16 protein-coding genes and 1 pseudogene are annotated in these 15,716 nt (G+C 68.0%); 12 read left to right on the top strand and 5 right to left on the bottom strand.

Annotated elements, in window-relative coordinates:
• Positions 1-117: 117 nt before the first annotated feature.
• Both ACPEH1_RS12985 and ACPEH1_RS12980 read right to left on the bottom strand, forming a co-directional pair.
• Positions 118-852 carry a thioesterase II family protein gene (locus ACPEH1_RS12985; RefSeq protein ID WP_165699836.1) on the bottom strand — a complete coding sequence of 245 codons (735 nt, stop codon included), beginning with the start codon at positions 850-852 and terminating at the stop codon, positions 118-120.
• Between the two features lie 326 nt (positions 853-1,178).
• Complete coding sequence (locus ACPEH1_RS12980; RefSeq protein ID WP_017355232.1) at positions 1,179-1,517, bottom strand: HesB/IscA family protein; 339 nt, start codon at positions 1,515-1,517, stop codon at positions 1,179-1,181.
• Between the two features lie 132 nt (positions 1,518-1,649).
• On the opposite strand from ACPEH1_RS12980, the gene asnS reads away from it, so the two are divergent.
• The 12 genes from asnS (at position 1,650) to ACPEH1_RS12920 (ending at position 12,375) form a co-directional block, all read left to right on the top strand.
• Positions 1,650-3,044 carry an asparagine--tRNA ligase gene (gene asnS, locus ACPEH1_RS12975; RefSeq protein ID WP_017355231.1) on the top strand — a complete coding sequence of 465 codons (1,395 nt, stop codon included), beginning with the start codon at positions 1,650-1,652 and terminating at the stop codon, positions 3,042-3,044.
• Between the two features lie 24 nt (positions 3,045-3,068).
• Positions 3,069-3,374, top strand: a complete 306-nt coding sequence (locus ACPEH1_RS12970; protein WP_136003401.1) for a hypothetical protein — start codon at positions 3,069-3,071, stop codon at positions 3,372-3,374.
• Positions 3,371-3,685 (top strand): hypothetical protein, encoded by a 315-nt coding sequence (locus ACPEH1_RS12965; protein ID WP_017355229.1) that lies wholly within the window; start codon positions 3,371-3,373, stop codon positions 3,683-3,685. Before ACPEH1_RS12970 ends, ACPEH1_RS12965 begins: the two co-directional genes overlap by 4 nt.
• A gap of 6 nt (positions 3,686-3,691) precedes the next feature.
• Complete coding sequence (locus ACPEH1_RS12960) at positions 3,692-4,330, top strand: FMN-binding negative transcriptional regulator (protein WP_423715886.1); 639 nt, start codon at positions 3,692-3,694, stop codon at positions 4,328-4,330.
• Positions 4,331-4,404: 74 nt separating this feature from the next.
• The gene (gene can / locus ACPEH1_RS12955) at positions 4,405-5,067 is read left to right on the top strand and encodes a carbonate dehydratase (protein WP_017355227.1); all 663 of its coding nucleotides are present in this window, start codon (positions 4,405-4,407) and stop codon (positions 5,065-5,067) included.
• 25 nt (positions 5,068-5,092) lie between these two features.
• Positions 5,093-5,620 (top strand): 3-hydroxyanthranilate 3,4-dioxygenase, encoded by a 528-nt coding sequence (locus ACPEH1_RS12950; protein WP_017355226.1) that lies wholly within the window; start codon positions 5,093-5,095, stop codon positions 5,618-5,620.
• 370 nt (positions 5,621-5,990) lie between these two features.
• Entirely contained in the window at positions 5,991-7,268 is a 1,278-nt protein-coding gene (kynU, locus tag ACPEH1_RS12945; RefSeq protein WP_423715885.1) for a kynureninase, read from the top strand.
• A gap of 10 nt (positions 7,269-7,278) precedes the next feature.
• Complete coding sequence (locus ACPEH1_RS12940; RefSeq protein WP_017355224.1) at positions 7,279-8,646, top strand: FAD-dependent oxidoreductase; 1,368 nt, start codon at positions 7,279-7,281, stop codon at positions 8,644-8,646.
• Positions 8,646-10,088, top strand: a complete 1,443-nt coding sequence (sbcB, locus tag ACPEH1_RS12935) for an exodeoxyribonuclease I (protein WP_136003394.1) — start codon at positions 8,646-8,648, stop codon at positions 10,086-10,088. Before ACPEH1_RS12940 ends, sbcB begins: the two co-directional genes overlap by 1 nt.
• A complete protein-coding gene (locus ACPEH1_RS12930; protein WP_017355222.1) occupies positions 10,085-10,771 on the top strand; it encodes a DUF2461 domain-containing protein in 687 nt (228 codons plus the stop codon). The genes sbcB and ACPEH1_RS12930 overlap by 4 nt, the downstream gene beginning before the upstream one ends.
• Before the next feature lie 5 nt (positions 10,772-10,776).
• The gene (locus ACPEH1_RS12925; protein ID WP_423715884.1) at positions 10,777-11,772 is read left to right on the top strand and encodes an aldo/keto reductase; all 996 of its coding nucleotides are present in this window, start codon (positions 10,777-10,779) and stop codon (positions 11,770-11,772) included.
• 63 nt (positions 11,773-11,835) lie between these two features.
• The gene (locus ACPEH1_RS12920) at positions 11,836-12,375 is read left to right on the top strand and encodes a DUF2939 domain-containing protein (RefSeq protein ID WP_313160783.1); all 540 of its coding nucleotides are present in this window, start codon (positions 11,836-11,838) and stop codon (positions 12,373-12,375) included.
• 48 nt (positions 12,376-12,423) lie between these two features.
• Here the strand turns inward: ACPEH1_RS12920 and ACPEH1_RS12915 are convergent, their stop codons facing one another.
• The 3 genes and pseudogenes from ACPEH1_RS12915 to ACPEH1_RS12905 all read right to left on the bottom strand — a co-directional run.
• Entirely contained in the window at positions 12,424-13,368 is a 945-nt protein-coding gene (locus ACPEH1_RS12915; protein ID WP_017355219.1) for a 5'-nucleotidase, read from the bottom strand.
• Between the two features lie 49 nt (positions 13,369-13,417).
• Positions 13,418-14,188 (bottom strand): NAD kinase, encoded by a 771-nt coding sequence (locus ACPEH1_RS12910; RefSeq protein ID WP_423715883.1) that lies wholly within the window; start codon positions 14,186-14,188, stop codon positions 13,418-13,420.
• A 300-nt stretch (positions 14,189-14,488) separates the two neighbouring features.
• Positions 14,489-15,716: pseudogene (locus tag ACPEH1_RS12905) on the bottom strand (NAD-glutamate dehydrogenase); the annotation flags it as partial.

The raw sequence follows: 15,716 nt of genomic DNA, 5'->3' as shown, positions 1-15,716 counted from the left end.
CATGCGGTGCGTCCGGTCGATTGCGTGGGGCGCCCTTCCCCGTCGGTGCCTGTCATGGCATCGAAGCGCTCCCCCACTGTTGCGATACGGATGCGCACCCCACGGCGCGCCTGTTGCTCAGCCCGCTGCGCAGGCTGTTTCCACCACCGTTCCACGTCCCACCGACGACAACAGCCGTTGGCCGATGCGCGCCCCCAATACCGGCAGCATCTGGTCGACGTAGAAGTGCCCACCCGGGAACATGTCCAGCTCGGTGGGGCCGGCAAAATGCTGTGCCCATTGCGCAAGCTGCGCGCGGTCTGCGGCGTGGTCCGAGAGTCCGCCCATTACCGTCGCCGTGCACGGCAGCGGTGCCGCGTCGGCGTGGACGTAGCGCTCGTTGAGCTGGAAATCCGCGCGCAGAATGGGCAGCAGCAGTTCCAGCAGTTCCTCATGTTCGAGCACGGCCGACGGCGTTCCCTCCAGGCTGCGCAGTTCACGCAGCAGCTCGTCGCGCGGCAACCCGTGCAGGGCGCGGCGCGGGCCGGCGAGATGCGGCGCACGGCGTGCGGAGAGGAACATATGCAGCGGCATCGGTGCGCCACGCTCACGGAGTTCGCGGGCCACACAGAACGACATCAGCGACCCCAGGCTGTGGCCAAGGAAGGCGAAGGGACGGTCCAGCCACGGCAGCAGATCATCGACGATCGCCGCGACCGCAACGGGCATGTCCACGTGCAGGTCTTCAGACAGCCTGGACTCGCGCCCCGGCATCTGGATGGCCATCATCTGCACGTCCCGGGACACATGCGGCGTCCACTTGCGGAACACCGACGCACCGCCACCGGCGAATGGAAAACAGAACAATCTCACGCGGGCGTCGTCGTTGCGCGCAAGCGCAATGACAGAACGCGCACTTCCCTGCTCGACCTTGTGCATCCTTCCCCCTCAACGACCCGGACGGGACGCGTCCGGCAGCCATACAACTCCATTGAAGCTGCGCTGTCCGCGGCGCGTCGTGCGAGCCCGGACAGCGGTACTGCACACGGCAATTCCCCTGCCGCGCGAAAGATCCCGAAAGGCAATGTAGATCGACAATTCGCGATCAACACCTTTCTTCAATCCAGTAGGGTTTTATCGATATGTGATGGCAATGTCAAGGCAAACACGGGCCACGACAGAGCGGCGCACGCGGATGCTCAGCGATGTGCGTCGTCGGTGGTGAAACTCTCTCCGCAACCGCATTCGGCCGCTGCATTCGGGTTCCTGAACGTGAAGGTTTCGCTCAATCCCTGCTTGCCGTAATCGATCACCGTGCCGTCCACCAGCGGCAGGCTCTGGGCGTCCACGTAGATCCGGACCCCCTCCTGCTCGAAGACGCTGTCGCCCTCCCGCTCATCACGGGCAAGGTCGGTGATGTGGCCCCAACCTGAACAGCCCGTCCGGGTCACACCGAACCGCAGGCCGAGCGCGCCCGGCGTGCCGGCGACAAAGCGCTGGACGCGCTGGAGGGCGATCGGGGTCAGGCTGACGGCCATGTGGAGTGCTCCGGGAAGGGACTTGACGATTATAGAGGACACCGGTACCGCAGAAATGCCTCGCAAGCGGAACACTGCAGCCGGTAAACTCTCCCGTTCACAGATCGAGTCGATCAACAGAGGATTCAAGTCATGACGGTGGTCAGCGTTGAACATGCGCTTGCCGGGAAGATCCCGGAAGGCGGCGAGGCAACCGTACGCGGTTGGGTACGGACGGTGCGCGGGTCTGCGGCGCTTGCCTTCGTCAATGTCACCGATGGCTCCTGCTTCGCCCCCATCCAGGTGGTGGCCAATGACACGCTGGCCAATTTCGACGCCGTCAAGGGCCTGACCCCGGGCTGTTCGGTCATCGCCCGCGGCACCCTGGTCAAGTCCCAGGGCAAGGGCCAGTCCTTCGAGATCCAGGCCAGCGACATCGAGATCGTGGGCCTGGTCGAGGACCCGCTGACCTACCCGATCCAGCCCAAGCCGATGAGCGCGGAGTTCCTGCGCGAAGTGGCGCACCTGCGCCCGCGCACCAACCTGTTCGGCGCCGTCACGCGCATCCGCAACTGCCTGTCCCAGGCCGTGCACCGGTTCTTCCACCAGAACGGGTTCAACTGGATCAGCACCCCGATCATCACCACGTCCGACGCCGAGGGCGCCGGCCAGATGTTCCGGGTCTCGACCCTGGACATGGCCAACCTGCCCCGCAACGAAAAGGGCGAGGTCGATTTCAGCCGTGATTTCTTCGGCAAGGAAACCTTCCTGACCGTGTCCGGCCAGCTCAATGTCGAGGCCTACTGCCTGGCGCTGAGCAAGGTGTACACGTTCGGCCCGACCTTCCGCGCCGAGAACTCCAACACCACCCGCCACCTGGCCGAGTTCTGGATGATCGAGCCGGAGATCGCCTTCGCCGACCTGGCCGAAGACGCGCGCCTGGCCGAGCAGTTCCTGAAGTACCTGTTCCGTGCGGTGCTGGACGAGCGTGGCGATGATCTGGCGTTCCTGGCCGAGCGCGTGGACAAGAACGCGATCACCAAGCTGGAGGCGTTCATCAACGCCCCGTTCGAGCAGATCGACTACACCGAGGCGGTGAAGCTGCTGCAGAACTCGGGCAAAAAGTTCGACTTCCCGGTCGAATGGGGCCTGGACCTGCAGACCGAACACGAGCGCTGGCTGACCGAGGAGCACATCGGCCGCCCCGTGGTCGTGACCAACTACCCCGAGCACATCAAGGCGTTCTACATGCGCCTCAACGACGACGGCAAGACCGTCGCCGCGATGGATGTGCTGGCGCCGGGCATCGGCGAGATCATCGGCGGCAGCCAGCGCGAAGAGCGCCTGGACGTGCTCGACGCCCGCATGGCCCAGTTCGGCCTGGACCCGGCGCACTACGGCTGGTACCGCGATTTCCGCCGCTACGGGTCGGTCCCGCACGCCGGTTTCGGTCTCGGCTTCGAGCGCCTGGTGGTATACGTGTGCGGGCTCGGCAACATCCGCGACGCCATCCCCTACCCGCGTGCACCGGGTACGGCCGAGTTCTGATCCCACCACGGAGGCACCGAGCCCATGACCCTGTTCTTCGCGCTGTGTTTCGTCGGCGTGGCGATCGCCGGGTTCAGTGCCTTCGTGATCTTCTGGCCGCTGACCCTGGTGCACATCCGCGACCGCCACCCGGCGCTCGCCGAACGCTTCGGCAGCGGTGCCTTCCTGCGCCCGGATGCGCTGCGCTGGCTGCTGGGCCGCGACTACCGGCTCAGCACGGACCGCTCGTTGTCGGGGCTGGCCGCCCCGGCATGGGTTTCCCTGCTGACCCTGTTGGCCGGGCTGGGCATGGCCGCCCTGCTCTGGCTGCTTTCGATGGTAACGACATGAACGACGACACCTCCCACCGCGACGAGTGGTTTCTTGCCAGCCTCGGCAACACGCTGATCTGGGCCCGCCTGCGCATCCGGCCAGCCGGCACCGCCGAAGTGCTGGACAGCGACGGCAACACCCTGAGCTACGACAGCGAGGACACTGCGCGCGCGCAGCTGTTCGACGCCGAGTTCGTCGCCTACGACGGCCTGGACGAGGAGGACGCACTGATCCGCGGCTTCTCGCTGCACGAGGTGGCGCCGCCGCAGGCCGCCAGCGACGCCGACCTGCACGGCCGGATGGTGCAGAGCCTCGGCGCCCGCGCCTGACCCACCATGTTCATCCCGTCCGCCTTCGCTGAGACCGACCTGATCTGGCTGGACCGGCTGCTGGCGCGCGACGCGTTCGTGACCCTGCTGACCACCGGCGCCGATGGCCTGCCCCAGGCCACGCGGCTGCCGGTACTGTACCGGCGCGATGGCGAGGACATCCTGATCGAGGGCCATTGGGCCCGGCCCAACCCGCAGGCCGGCCACGCCGGGCCCGCGCTGCTGCTGGTGCATGGCCCGCACGCCTATGTGTCGCCGGGCTGGTACCCCGACAAGGAGGCCCAGGCCCGCGTCCCGACCTGGAACTACGCGGCCGCCGAACTGCGCGGCGTGCTCGAGCCGGTGGACTACCCGGACGCACTGATCGCCATGCTCGACGGCCTCAGCGCGCGCCATGAAGCCGGCGTGGGCGGCGACTGGGACCTGCAGCCGATCGACCCGCGTCAGCGTCGGATGCTGGCGGGCATCGTCGGGTTCCGCTTCCGTCCCGACCAGGTGCAGATCAAACTCAAACTCAGCCAGAACCATCCCGAGGCCAACCAGTGCAGCGTGATCGACGCGCTGTCGGCGCTTCCGGCCCCCGCGTCGCAGGAGCTGGCGCAGTGGATGCGCTGGCGCCGCGACGAACGTACCACCGCCAACTGACCTTCCCGTTTCCCGCGACGACGCGACCACCCCGGCCGCGCCTTGCCCCCACCCGACGTCAGGGACTCCGCACCATGAAAGACATCCACAAACTGCTGCAGAACAACCGCGAATGGGCCGACCGCATCGAGAGGGAAGATCCCGAGTTCTTCCACCAGCTCGCCAAGCAGCAGCACCCCGAATACCTGTGGATCGGCTGCTCCGATTCGCGCGTGCCGGCCAACCAGATCATCGGGATGGCCCCGGGTGAAGTGTTCGTGCACCGCAACGTCGCCAACGTCGTGGTACACACCGACCTCAACTGCCTGAGCGTCATCCAGTACGCGGTGGACCAGCTCAAGGTCAAGCACATCCTGATCGTCGGCCACTACGGCTGCGGCGGCGTGCACGCCAGCCTCAACAACACCCGCGTCGGCCTGGCCGACAACTGGCTGCGGCACGTGGGCGATGTCGCGCAGAAGCATGCCGCGATCATGGATGCCATCGACGAGCCGGACCTGAAGCACGCACGGCTGTGCGAGCTGAACGTGATCGAACAGGTGGTCAACGCCTGCCGTTCCACGATCGTGCAGGATGCCTGGGCCCGCGGCCAGAAGCTGATGGTGCACGGCTGGGTCTACAGCCTGAAGGACGGCCGAGTGCGCGAGATGGGCATTGACGTCGGCGCCCCCGACGAGCTGCAGGCAGCCTACGAAAAGGCCTTGTCCTACGTCCCGCGCCACGGCCGCCGCGACTGACCGCCGCTCTTACGGAACCGCCACCATGCTCCCCTCCCCCATCAATCTGCTGGCCTGGATCGAGGAACACCGCCACCTGCTCAAGCCGCCGGTGGGGAACAAGATGATCGAGAACGGCGACTTCATCGTGATGGTCGTCGGCGGGCCGAACAGCCGCACCGACTACCACTACGACGAGGGTCCGGAGTGGTTCTACCAGCTCGAGGGCGAGATGGTGCTGAAGGTGCAGGAAGACGGCGCGGTACGCGACATCCCGATCCGCGCCGGTGAGATTTTCCTGCTGCCCGGCAAGGTGCCGCATTCGCCGCGTCGCCCGCCGGGCGGCGTTGGCCTGGTGGTCGAGCGCAAGCGCCTGGCGCATGAGCAGGATGGCCTTATGTGGTTCTGCGAACAGTGCAACCACAAGCTGTATGAAGAGTATTTCGCGCTCGAGAACATCGAAACGGATCTGCCGAAGGTGTTCGCCCGCTACCACGCCTCGCTGGAGCTTCGCACCTGCGGAGCCTGCGGGCACGTGGACCCGCTGCCGGCCAAAGTCGCCGTCGAAGGCTGACGCCGCGCCTGCGGTCTGCGAGGGGCGCGCTGTGGTGCATGCGCCTTCCGCTTTTTCCGTGCGCGCCGATACGCGGTGTCCGGGCGGGGTGCGGCTGGGGTGACGCGACCCTTCGCCGCATGGATGCGGCGATGGAGCTTACGGGGACGTACGTGCAGCCTGTCCCGGCACCCCAGACGCATTCCGCCACCCTGCGGCGTTGGCGGCGACGTTGCTGTCGCTGTTGCGCACCGATGCGCTGCGGGCGCGGAACGGAGAGCAACCGGGCAGAGCCCGGCGCCACGGGGTGAAGCTGTGGAGCGGTGGGTGGTCGAGCCCGGGCGGCCCGGCAGCCGGTAAACTGTCGGTCACTGTCACCGCCGGTCGCACCATGTCCGAGATCCTCAGCCGCACCCATGCCGTTGCCCTGGACGCCGCCGATCCGCTGCGCGCCATCCGCAGCGAGTTTGTGTTCCCCCAGCACAACCACCGCGACCAGACGTACTTCGTCGGCAATTCGCTGGGCCTGCAGCCGCGTGGCGCGCGTGCGGCCGTCCAGGAGGTCATGGACAAGTGGGCCAGCCTGGCCGTCGAAGGCCACTTCACCGGCGACACCCAGTGGCTGCGCTATCACCGCCTGGTGAGCGAACAGCTGGCCCGCGTCGTCGGCGCGCTGCCCAGCGAAGTAGTGGCCATGAACACCCTGAGCGTGAACCTGCACCTGATGATGGTCAGCTTCTACCGGCCCACCGCCGAACGCCCCGTCATCCTCATTGAAGCCGGCGCGTTCCCCACCGACCGTCACGCGGTCGAATCGCAGATCCGCTTCCACGGCTTCGATCCGGCAACGGACCTGGTCGAAGTGCAGCCCGACGAACCCAACGGCACCGTGTCGCTGCAGGCCATCGAGCGCGCCATCGTCGCGCACGGCCCCCGCCTCGCCCTCGTCCTCTGGCCTGGCGTGCAGTACCGCAGCGGCCAGGTCTTCGACCTGGATGCCATCACCCGCATGGCCCGCCTGCAGGGCGCCCGCGTCGGCTTCGATCTTGCCCACTCGGTCGGCAACGTCCCGCTGCAGCTCCATGACGTCGCCCCCGACTTTGCCGTGTGGTGCCACTACAAGTACCTCAACGCCGGTCCGGGCGCCGTGGCCGGCTGCTTCGTCCACGAACGCCACCACCGCGACACCACCCTGCCGCGCTTCGCCGGCTGGTGGGGCCATGAAGAAGCCACCCGCTTCAAGATGGCCCCCCAGTTCGTGCCGGCCGTCGGCGCCGAGGGCTGGCAGCTCAGCAACCCCCCGGTGCTCGGCCTCGCGCCGTTGCGCGCCTCCCTCGACGTCCTGGACAAGGCCGGTGGCATCGATGCCATGCGCACCAAATCGCTGCGCCTGACCGGCATGCTCGACGCCCTCGTCCGCGCGCGCCTGCCCGGCGTGCTGCAGGTGCTGACCCCCGCCGAACCCGAACGCCGCGGCTGCCAGCTCTCCCTGCGCGTAACCGGCGGCCGCGAGCGTGGCCGCAGCCTGTTCGAGTACCTGCAGACCGTCGGCGTCCTTGGCGACTGGCGCGAGCCCGACGTCATCCGCATCTCGCCCACCCCGCTGTACAACCGCTACCTCGACCTGCACCACTTCGTCGAGGAAGTGGAAGCCTGGGCCGGCCTCTAAGGACATTGTCTTGATCGCAACCCCCTCCCGCTCGCTGAGCATCATCGGCGCTGGCCTGGCTGGTTCCCTGCTGGCCATCCTGCTGTCGCGCCAAGGCTGGCGGATCACCCTGTACGAGCGCCGCGGCGACCCCCGCATCAGCGACTACGAGTCCGGCCGCTCGATCAATCTTGCCCTCGCCGAACGCGGCCGCAACGCCCTGCGCCAGGCCGGCGTCGAAGACGCGGTGATGGCCAAGGCCGTGATGATGCGCGGGCGCATGGTCCATCCGCGCGACGGCGCAGCGCAGCTGCAGCGCTACGGCCGTGACGACAGCGAAGTCATCTGGTCCATCCACCGCAAGGACCTCAACACCACCCTGCTGCAGCTGGCCGAGGACGCCGGTGCCTGCGTGCACTTCCACCGCCGCCTGCATACGGTGGACTTCGACGCCGGCTACGCGCGCTTCATCGACGATCGCGACGACCAGCCCCACGACATCCGCTTCGACACCCTGATCGGTGCCGACGGCGCCGGCTCGGCCCTGCGCGCGGCGATGAACCGCAAGCAGCCGCTGGACGAGCGCATCGAGTTCCTCGACCACTCCTACAAGGAACTGGAGATTCCGCCGGGCCCGGACGGCAGCTTCCGCATCGAGGCCAACGCCCTGCACATCTGGCCGCGCGGCCACTACATGTGCATCGCCCTGCCCAATGACGAAGGCACCTTCACCGTCACCCTGTTCCTGCCCAACACCGGCGCCCCCAGCTTCGCCACCACCACCACCGGTGCCCAGGCCGAAGCCCTGTTCGCGCGCGACTTCCCCGACGCACTGCCGCTGATCCCGAACCTGCGCCGCGACTGGGAAGAGCATCCCCCCGGCCTGCTCGGCACCCTGCACCTCACGCATTGGCACCTGCAGGGCCGCGCCGTACTGCTCGGCGATGCCGCCCATGCAATGGTTCCCTTCCACGGCCAGGGCATGAACTGCGCGTTCGAAGACTGCGTCGCCCTTGCCGGGCACCTGCTCCAGCAGGACACCCTCGCCGAGGCGTTCGCCGCCTTCGAACGTGACCGCAAGCCCAACGCCGAGGCGATCCAGCAGATGGCGCTCGAGAATTACCTGGAAATGCGTGACCGCGTCGCCGACCCGGCCTTCCTGCTGCAGCGCGAGCTCGAACAGGCCCTGCAGGCCCGCTGGCCGACGCGCTTCGTGCCGCATTACACGATGGTGACCTTCCTGCACACGCCCTATGCGGTCGCCCTGGCGCGCACCGACCTGCAACGGCGCATCCTTGAGGATGCCACTGCCGGCCACGACAGTCTGGACCACATCGACTGGGACGCACTCGAGCGCATCGTGCACGCGCAGCTGCCGGTGCTGGAGGGCGCGCACTGATGGCGGCCGACAGCTTCCTGTTCTACGACCTGGAGACCTTTGGCCAGGACCCGCGCCGCACCCGCATCGCGCAGTTCGCCGCGATCCGTACCGACGCCGACCTGCGCGTCGTCGACGAACCGGTGAGCTTCTACGTCAAGCCGGCCGACGACCTGCTGCCCTCACCCGTCGCCACCCTGATCACCGGCATCACGCCGCAGCATGCACTGGCCCAAGGCGTCAGCGAGGCCGAGGCCTTCTCGCGGATCAACGACCTGATGGCGCGCCCCGGCACCTGCACGCTGGGCTACAACACGCTGCGCTTCGACGACGAGTTCGTCCGCCACGGGCTGTTCCGAAATTTCTACGACCCGTACGAGCGCGAGTGGCGCAACGGCAACTCGCGCTGGGACCTGCTGGACATGCTGCGGCTGGTGCACGCGCTGCGCCCCGACGGCATTGTGTGGCCGCAGCGCGAAGACGGCGCCACCTCGTTCAAACTCGAACACCTCGCCCTGGCCAATGACGTCCGCCAGGGCGATGCGCACGAGGCATTGTCGGACGTGCACGCCACCATCGGCATGGCGCGGCTGTTCAAGCAGTCGCAGCCGCGGTTGTGGGAGTACGCGCTGAAGCTGCGCGACAAGCGCTTCGTCGCCAGCCTGCTCGACGTGGACGCCCTGCAGCCGGTGCTGCATGTGTCCATGCGCTACCCGGCCCAGCGCATGTGCGCCGCGCCGGTGCTGCCCATCGCGCGGCATCCGTACATCAACAACCGGATCATCGCGCTGGATCTGGAGGGCGACATCGACGGCCTGCTCGCGCTGCCGGCCGATACGCTGGCCGCGCGCCTGTACACACGCGCGGCGGACCTGGCCGAGGGCGAGCAGCGTGTGCCGCTCAAGGAAGTGCACCTGAACAAGGTGCCGGCCCTGGTCGCATGGAACCACCTGCGCCCGGCCGACCATGCCCGTCTGGGCATCGATGCCGCCGCAGTGGACGCCAACGCCGCACGGGTACGTGAGGCCGGTCCGGCGCTGGTCGAGAAGGTCCGGCAGGTGTACGGCGGCGAGCGCACGGCCACCGTCAGCGACGTGGATGCCTCGCTGTATGACGGCTTCCTCGCCGACGGCGACAAGGCCCTGATGCCCCGCCTGCGCACCAGCCCGCCGTCGGAGCTGGCCGGTTTCGCCGAGCGCCTGAAAGATCCGCGCATGCCCGAGCTGCTGTTCCGCTACCGGGCGCGCAACTACCCGCAGACGCTGGATGCCGCCGAGCGCGGGCGCTGGAACGACTACCGGCGGCAGCGCCTGCTGGGCGACGCCGCGCTGGGCGAACAGACCCTGCCGGCGTTCCGTGCGCAGCTGGACAGCCTGGCCATCGAACATGCCGCCGATCCCGCCAGGCTGGCCCTGCTGTCTCAGCTCGGCGACTGGGGCACCCACCTGGAGCAAAGCCTGTGAGCAGTTATTTCACTCCCGCCAGCTTCACCTTCCTGCGCGGGCTGGCGCGCCACAACGACAAGACCTGGTTCAACGACCACAAGCCGGCCTACGAAGAACATGTCCGCCAGCCGTTCCTGCGCCTGATTGCCGACCTGCAGCCGGACCTGGCCACGATCAGCCCGCACTTCCGCGCCGACCCGCGCGGCGTGGGCGGGTCGCTGTTCCGCATCTACCGCGATGCGCGCTTCTCCAACGACAAGTCGCCCTACAAGACCTGGCAGGGTGCCCGCCTGTTCCATGAGCGGCGCAGGCAGGTGCCGGCACCGTCGTTCTACATCCACCTGCAACCGGGCGAGAGTTTCGTCGGTGCGGGCCTGTGGCACCCCGAGCCGGCCACGCAGCGCAAGGTGCGGCACTTCATCGTCGACAACCCCGGCAGCTGGAAGGCCGCCGCGCACGCGCCGGCGCTGCGGAAGAAGTTCGATTTCGAGGAAAGCGAGAAGCTGGTGCGCGCACCGCGTGGCTTCGACGCCGACTTTGAATTCATCGACGATCTCAAGCACCGCAATTGGGTGTTCTGGCGCGCGCTGGACGACGCCACCATGACCGGTCCGCGTCTGCGCCAGACCCTCGCGGCCGACCTGGCCACGCTGGCGCCGTTCGTGGACTACCTGTGCGCCGCGCTGGACCTGGAGTTCTGAGCACGATGACCAGCCCGGTCGCGCCGCCACCGATGACCTACCGCGCGCTGGGCAGCAGCGGGCTGCAGGTCTCGCAGATCGGCCTCGGCTGCTCGGGGTTCTGGGGCAACCGGCGTTTTCCGGAGGCCGAGGCCGAACGCATCGTGCGCCGCGCCCTGGAGCGCGGGGTCACGCTGTTCGATACCGGCCACAACTACGCGGCCTTCAACGCCGAACCGCGGCTGGGGCGTATCCTGCAGCGGGCATTCGCTACGCATCCGCGCGATGGCCTGGTGATTTCCAGCAAGGCCGGCACCCTGACCGGCCAGGCCGGCATCAGCGGTGCCGAGCAGCGCGATTTCTCTCCCGCTGCCATCGAACGCAGCTGCGCCGCCTCGCTGCGCAACCTGCACTGCGACCACCTGGATATCTTCCAGCTCCACGGCATCGGCCTGGAGCAGATCAGCGATGAGCTGCTGACCGCGCTGGAGCGCATGCGGCGCAGCGGGATGTTCCAGCTGCTTGGCATCAATACCCATACCGGCGCGGTGATGCGACACCTGGCCGAACGCCGCGGTCCCTTCGACGTCGCCCTGATCGACTACAACGCCCTGCAGCAGGACCGGGAACCGGTCATCGCCGCCATGCACGCCGCCGGCATCGGCGTGCTCGCCGGCACCGTGCTGGCCCAGGGCCACCTGCTTCCGGCCCGGCCGCGCGTGCCCCGGCTGGCCGATGCGTGGTACCTGGCGCGGGCTTGGCTGAAGCCTTCCAGTCGGGCCTTGATGCGCAGCGCCAAGGCGATGCAGCGCACGATCGCCCGCGTTGGCTCTCAGGCACCGGCGCAGACAGCCTTCGCCTACGTCCTGCAGAACCCCGCCGTCGCCTCTGGCGTGCTCGGCACCACCCGGGTTGCGAGTCTGGATCAGGTGCTGGACACCCGCGTGGACATGCTGGCGCCGCAGGAGCGCGAGCGGCTGGTGGCCACCTTCCAGCAGACTGGCGCGTCGCCGAGCCAGTAGCCTTCACGTCGGCTGACGCGTGCTGCGGCAAGCTGCTGTCGTTCTCCTGGAGGCCGCCACGGCATGAAGAAACTCCCCTGGCTCGTGCTTGCTGTCGTCGTCCTGCTCGCCGGCGCCTGGTTCAGTGGCCCGTACCTCGCGGTGCGCGGCCTGGCCCAGGCCATCGAAACCCGCGACACCACCCGGCTCGACCGTTACGTCGACTTCCCGCTGCTGCGCGCCAATCTGCGCGCACAGCTCAACGACTATGTCGTCCGCCGGGCCGGCCCGGAGGTGCAGTCGAACAGGATCGGCGCGCTGCTGTTGTCGGCCAGCCAGACGCTCACCGGCACCGCCGTGGATGCGATGGTGACCCCGACCGGCATCGATGCCCTGCTGCAGGGACACACGCTGTGGAAGCGCGCCAGCAATGATCTGGACAGCACCGACGCCTACGCCGCGCCACGCGCCGCGCGACCGCTGCAGGGCGCCGAGCACCATTTCGAATCGCTGTCGCGCTTCACCGCCACCACGCACACGCCGGACGGCACACCGGTGGTCTTCGTGCTGCAGCGCCACGGGCTGCGCTGGAAACTGGTGAACATCGTGCTGCCGCTGCAGTGAGTGTTCAGGGCGTCCCGACCGACGGTCGTGACCCGCCCTCTACCCGGCTCAGTCGTTGGCCACGCCATGCGGAACATGACCAGCCGCCACGCTCTGGTGCTGGCGGGCGCTGTCGATGTTGTGCTGCGAATCATCGAAGAAGATGTCCGCGCCGAACGCTTCCAGGAACGGCCCCTTGTGACGCCCGCCCAGGAACAGCGCCTCGTCCAGGCGCACGCCCCACTCGCGCAGGGTGCGGATCACCCGCTCATGCGCCGGCGCGGACCGCGCGGTGACCAGCGCCGTGCGGATCGGCGCGTCTTCGCCGGACGGGAACACCGCCTGCAGGGTGTGCAGCGCCGACAGGAAGTTGCGGAACGGGCCGCCGCTCAGGGGCTCGCGTGCATTCTCGCGCTCATGCCGGCCGAAGGCTTCCACCCCCTGTTCGCGCGAAATACGCTCGCTTTCATCGCCGAAGATCACCGCGTCGCCATCGAAGGCGATGCGCAGCTGCCCGGCGGGCCGGCCCAGATCAAGCTGCTCGGCGGCGGCGATGGTTTCGCCCGGGGGCTTGGGCAGGATCGTGGCGGCAGCGATGCCGTGCAGCAGCGCCCGCCGCACCGACTCGGGGTTGGCCGACAGAAAGAGATCGGTGCCGAACGGCTTCACGTACGGCCAGGTCGGTTCGCCGGCGGTGAACGTGGCCCGGATGATGCCCAGCCCGTAGTGCTGGATCGAGTTGAAAATGCGCAGCCCGGTATCGGCCGAGTTGCGCGACAGCAGGATCACTTCCACCCGCGGCGACTCCGGCGACTGCCCCTGGTTGAGCGCCAACAGCTTGCGCACCACCGGGAAAGCCACGCCGGGGCGCAGCACATCGTCCTCGTGCTTGCGCTGGTACTCGGCATAGGCATCCACGCCTTCCGCCTCGAACAGCGCGTGGCCTTCTTCCAGGTCGAACAGGGCGCGCGAGGTCACGGCCACGGTCAGCAAGCGGGGGGTGTTGTCGCCCATGTCGGTCAGCCATCCAATGCGGCCAGATCGGCCGGCCAGCTATTGTCCGTCAAAACATGAACTGTTCGCTGAGGATCCGGTCTTCCAGGTTGTGTTCGGGGTCGAACAGCATCGTCACCCGGCGCTCGCGCGACTCGCGGATGGTCACTTCGACCACGTCGCGGGTCTCGTGCGAATCGGCGGTGACGCTGACCGGACGCTTGTAGGGATCGAGCACGCGGAAGCGTACTTCGGTATCGGCCTTGAGGATCGCGCCACGCCAGCGCCGCGGGCGATAGGGTGCCAATGGCGTCAGGGCGATGGTGTGCGAGCCCAGCGGCAGGATCGGGCCATGCGCGGAATAGTTGTAGGCGGTGCTGCCGGCCGGGGTGGCCACCAGTACGCCGTCGCCGATCAGCTCGGCAACCCGCTCCTGGCCGTTGAGATCGATGCCGATATGCGCGGCCTGGCGGGTCTGGCGCAGCAGGGAGACGTCGTTATAGGCCAGCGAGCCGGTGGTCGTACCCGATTCGGTCAACGCCAGCATCTCCAGCGGGCGCAGGTTGGCCGGCTCGGCGGCCGCCAGCCGCGCCGGCAGGTCGTCGTCACGGAACTGGTTCATCAGAAAGCCCACGGTGCCCAGCTTCATGCCGAACACCGGCTTGCCCAGTGCGCCGTGGCGGTGCAGGGTCTGCAGCAGGAAGCCGTCACCGCCCAGCGGGCACAGGACATCGGCCTCCTCGGGCGGGCATGCGCCGTAGCAGGCCAGCATCAGCGCCAGGGCCTGCTGCGCGGGCTCGGTGCTGCTGGCCAGAAAAGCGATGCGGGGGGTGTCGCTCATGGAAAGTCCGGGTAAGGCATACGACCGAAGCATACCCGGTCGACGCACAGACACGTATGGCGTGTCACAGGCTGTTCCCAAGGCCACCGATCCACTGTCCAGGGGCCGTCGGGTGCGGGGGTGCGGGACCGTAGAGAACATGGATGTTTTCTACGAGCCCCCAGGGATGGGTTTACGGCGTGTCCCCTACCCCCGCACCCGGCGGCCCTCAGACAGTGGGTTGCCAGATCAACACGCCGTCGCCCCAAAGAAAAGGCCCCGCCGAAGCGGGGCCCTTTCGTTCTCACGCGCCAGCGCGGGTTACGCGCCGTGCGCGGCCAGCTGACCCAGGCGCTGCACCGCGACCGACACGGTCGGGTAGTCCAGGGTCTTCTGCTCGGCCAGTTCGGCCAGCATCGACAGGGTGAAGCGCAGGCTGCTGTCGTCACGGCCGATCCAGGCGGCGACCTTGGCCTCCGCGCTGCCGCCCTTCATCGACAGCACCTGGGCAGCCAGGTTGCGGTGATGGGCGGCCAGCTCGTCGCGCAGCACGCCACGGGCCACGGCGTGCCAGCGGCCGTTGACCTCCAGCGCGTCGATCTGCTCGAACAGCCACGGCAGCTGCAGGGCGTCGCCCAGGCGGAAGTGGATCTTGGACACGTCCACCGGCTTGAGCTTGCGGGTGCGGGCCAGTTCGATGATGTCGAACGCCGGTTCCAGGAACTGCAGCTCCGACAGCTGCTGTGCCAGTGCCGGCGGCAGACCCTTCTCCTTCCACTCGTGCACGCTCGCCTCGTAGGCCGGGCGCTGGGAGTCCGGCAGCACGCCGGAGGCCACGCGGATGTCGTTGAACGCCGCCTGGTAACGGTTCACCGCCTCGGTGATGCCCGGCATCGCGCCGGGGCGCGACAGCAGCCAGCGCACGAACGAGCGCTGCAGCTTCCAGATGACTTCCAGCGCATCGATCTGCACCGACTCCGGCAGAGTGCCGTCGAGGGCGTCGATCTGCGCCCACAGGGCGCGCGCGTCCAGCGTTTCACGGCTGATCGTGTACGCCTTGGCAACCTCGGCAATGCTGCGGCCGGTGTCTTCCTGCATGCGCATCAGGAAGGTGGCGCCCATGCGGTTGATGGTCTGGTTGGTCACGGCCGTGGCGATGATCTCACGCTTCAGGCGGTGACGCTCCATCGCATCGGCATACTTCTTCTGCAGCGGCGTCGGGAAGTAGCGCTGCAGTTCCTTGGACAGGTACGGATCTTCCGGAATGTCCGAATCCAGCAGCTGGGCGAACGCCACCAGCTTGGAGTAGGACAACAGCACCGACAGCTCCGGACGGGTCAGACCCTGGCCACGCGCCTTGCGTGCCGACAGCTCCGCGTCGGACGGCAGGAACTCGATCTGGCGATCGAGCAGACCCTGCTGCTCCAGCGTGCGGATGAAGTGCTGCTTGGAGCCCAGGCGCTTGACCGCCATCCGCTCCATCAGGCTCAGGGCCTGGTTCTGGCGGTAGTTGTCGTTGAGCACCAGCGCGGCCACTTCGTCGGTCATC

Origin of the sequence: Stenotrophomonas sp. NPDC077421 (assembly GCF_049545505.1) — a bacterium.
Lineage (GTDB): Bacteria > Pseudomonadota > Gammaproteobacteria > Xanthomonadales > Xanthomonadaceae > Stenotrophomonas > Stenotrophomonas nematodicola.
The sequence above is the reverse complement of the archived record's forward strand: the minus strand, read 5'-3'. Positions and strand labels throughout refer to the sequence as shown.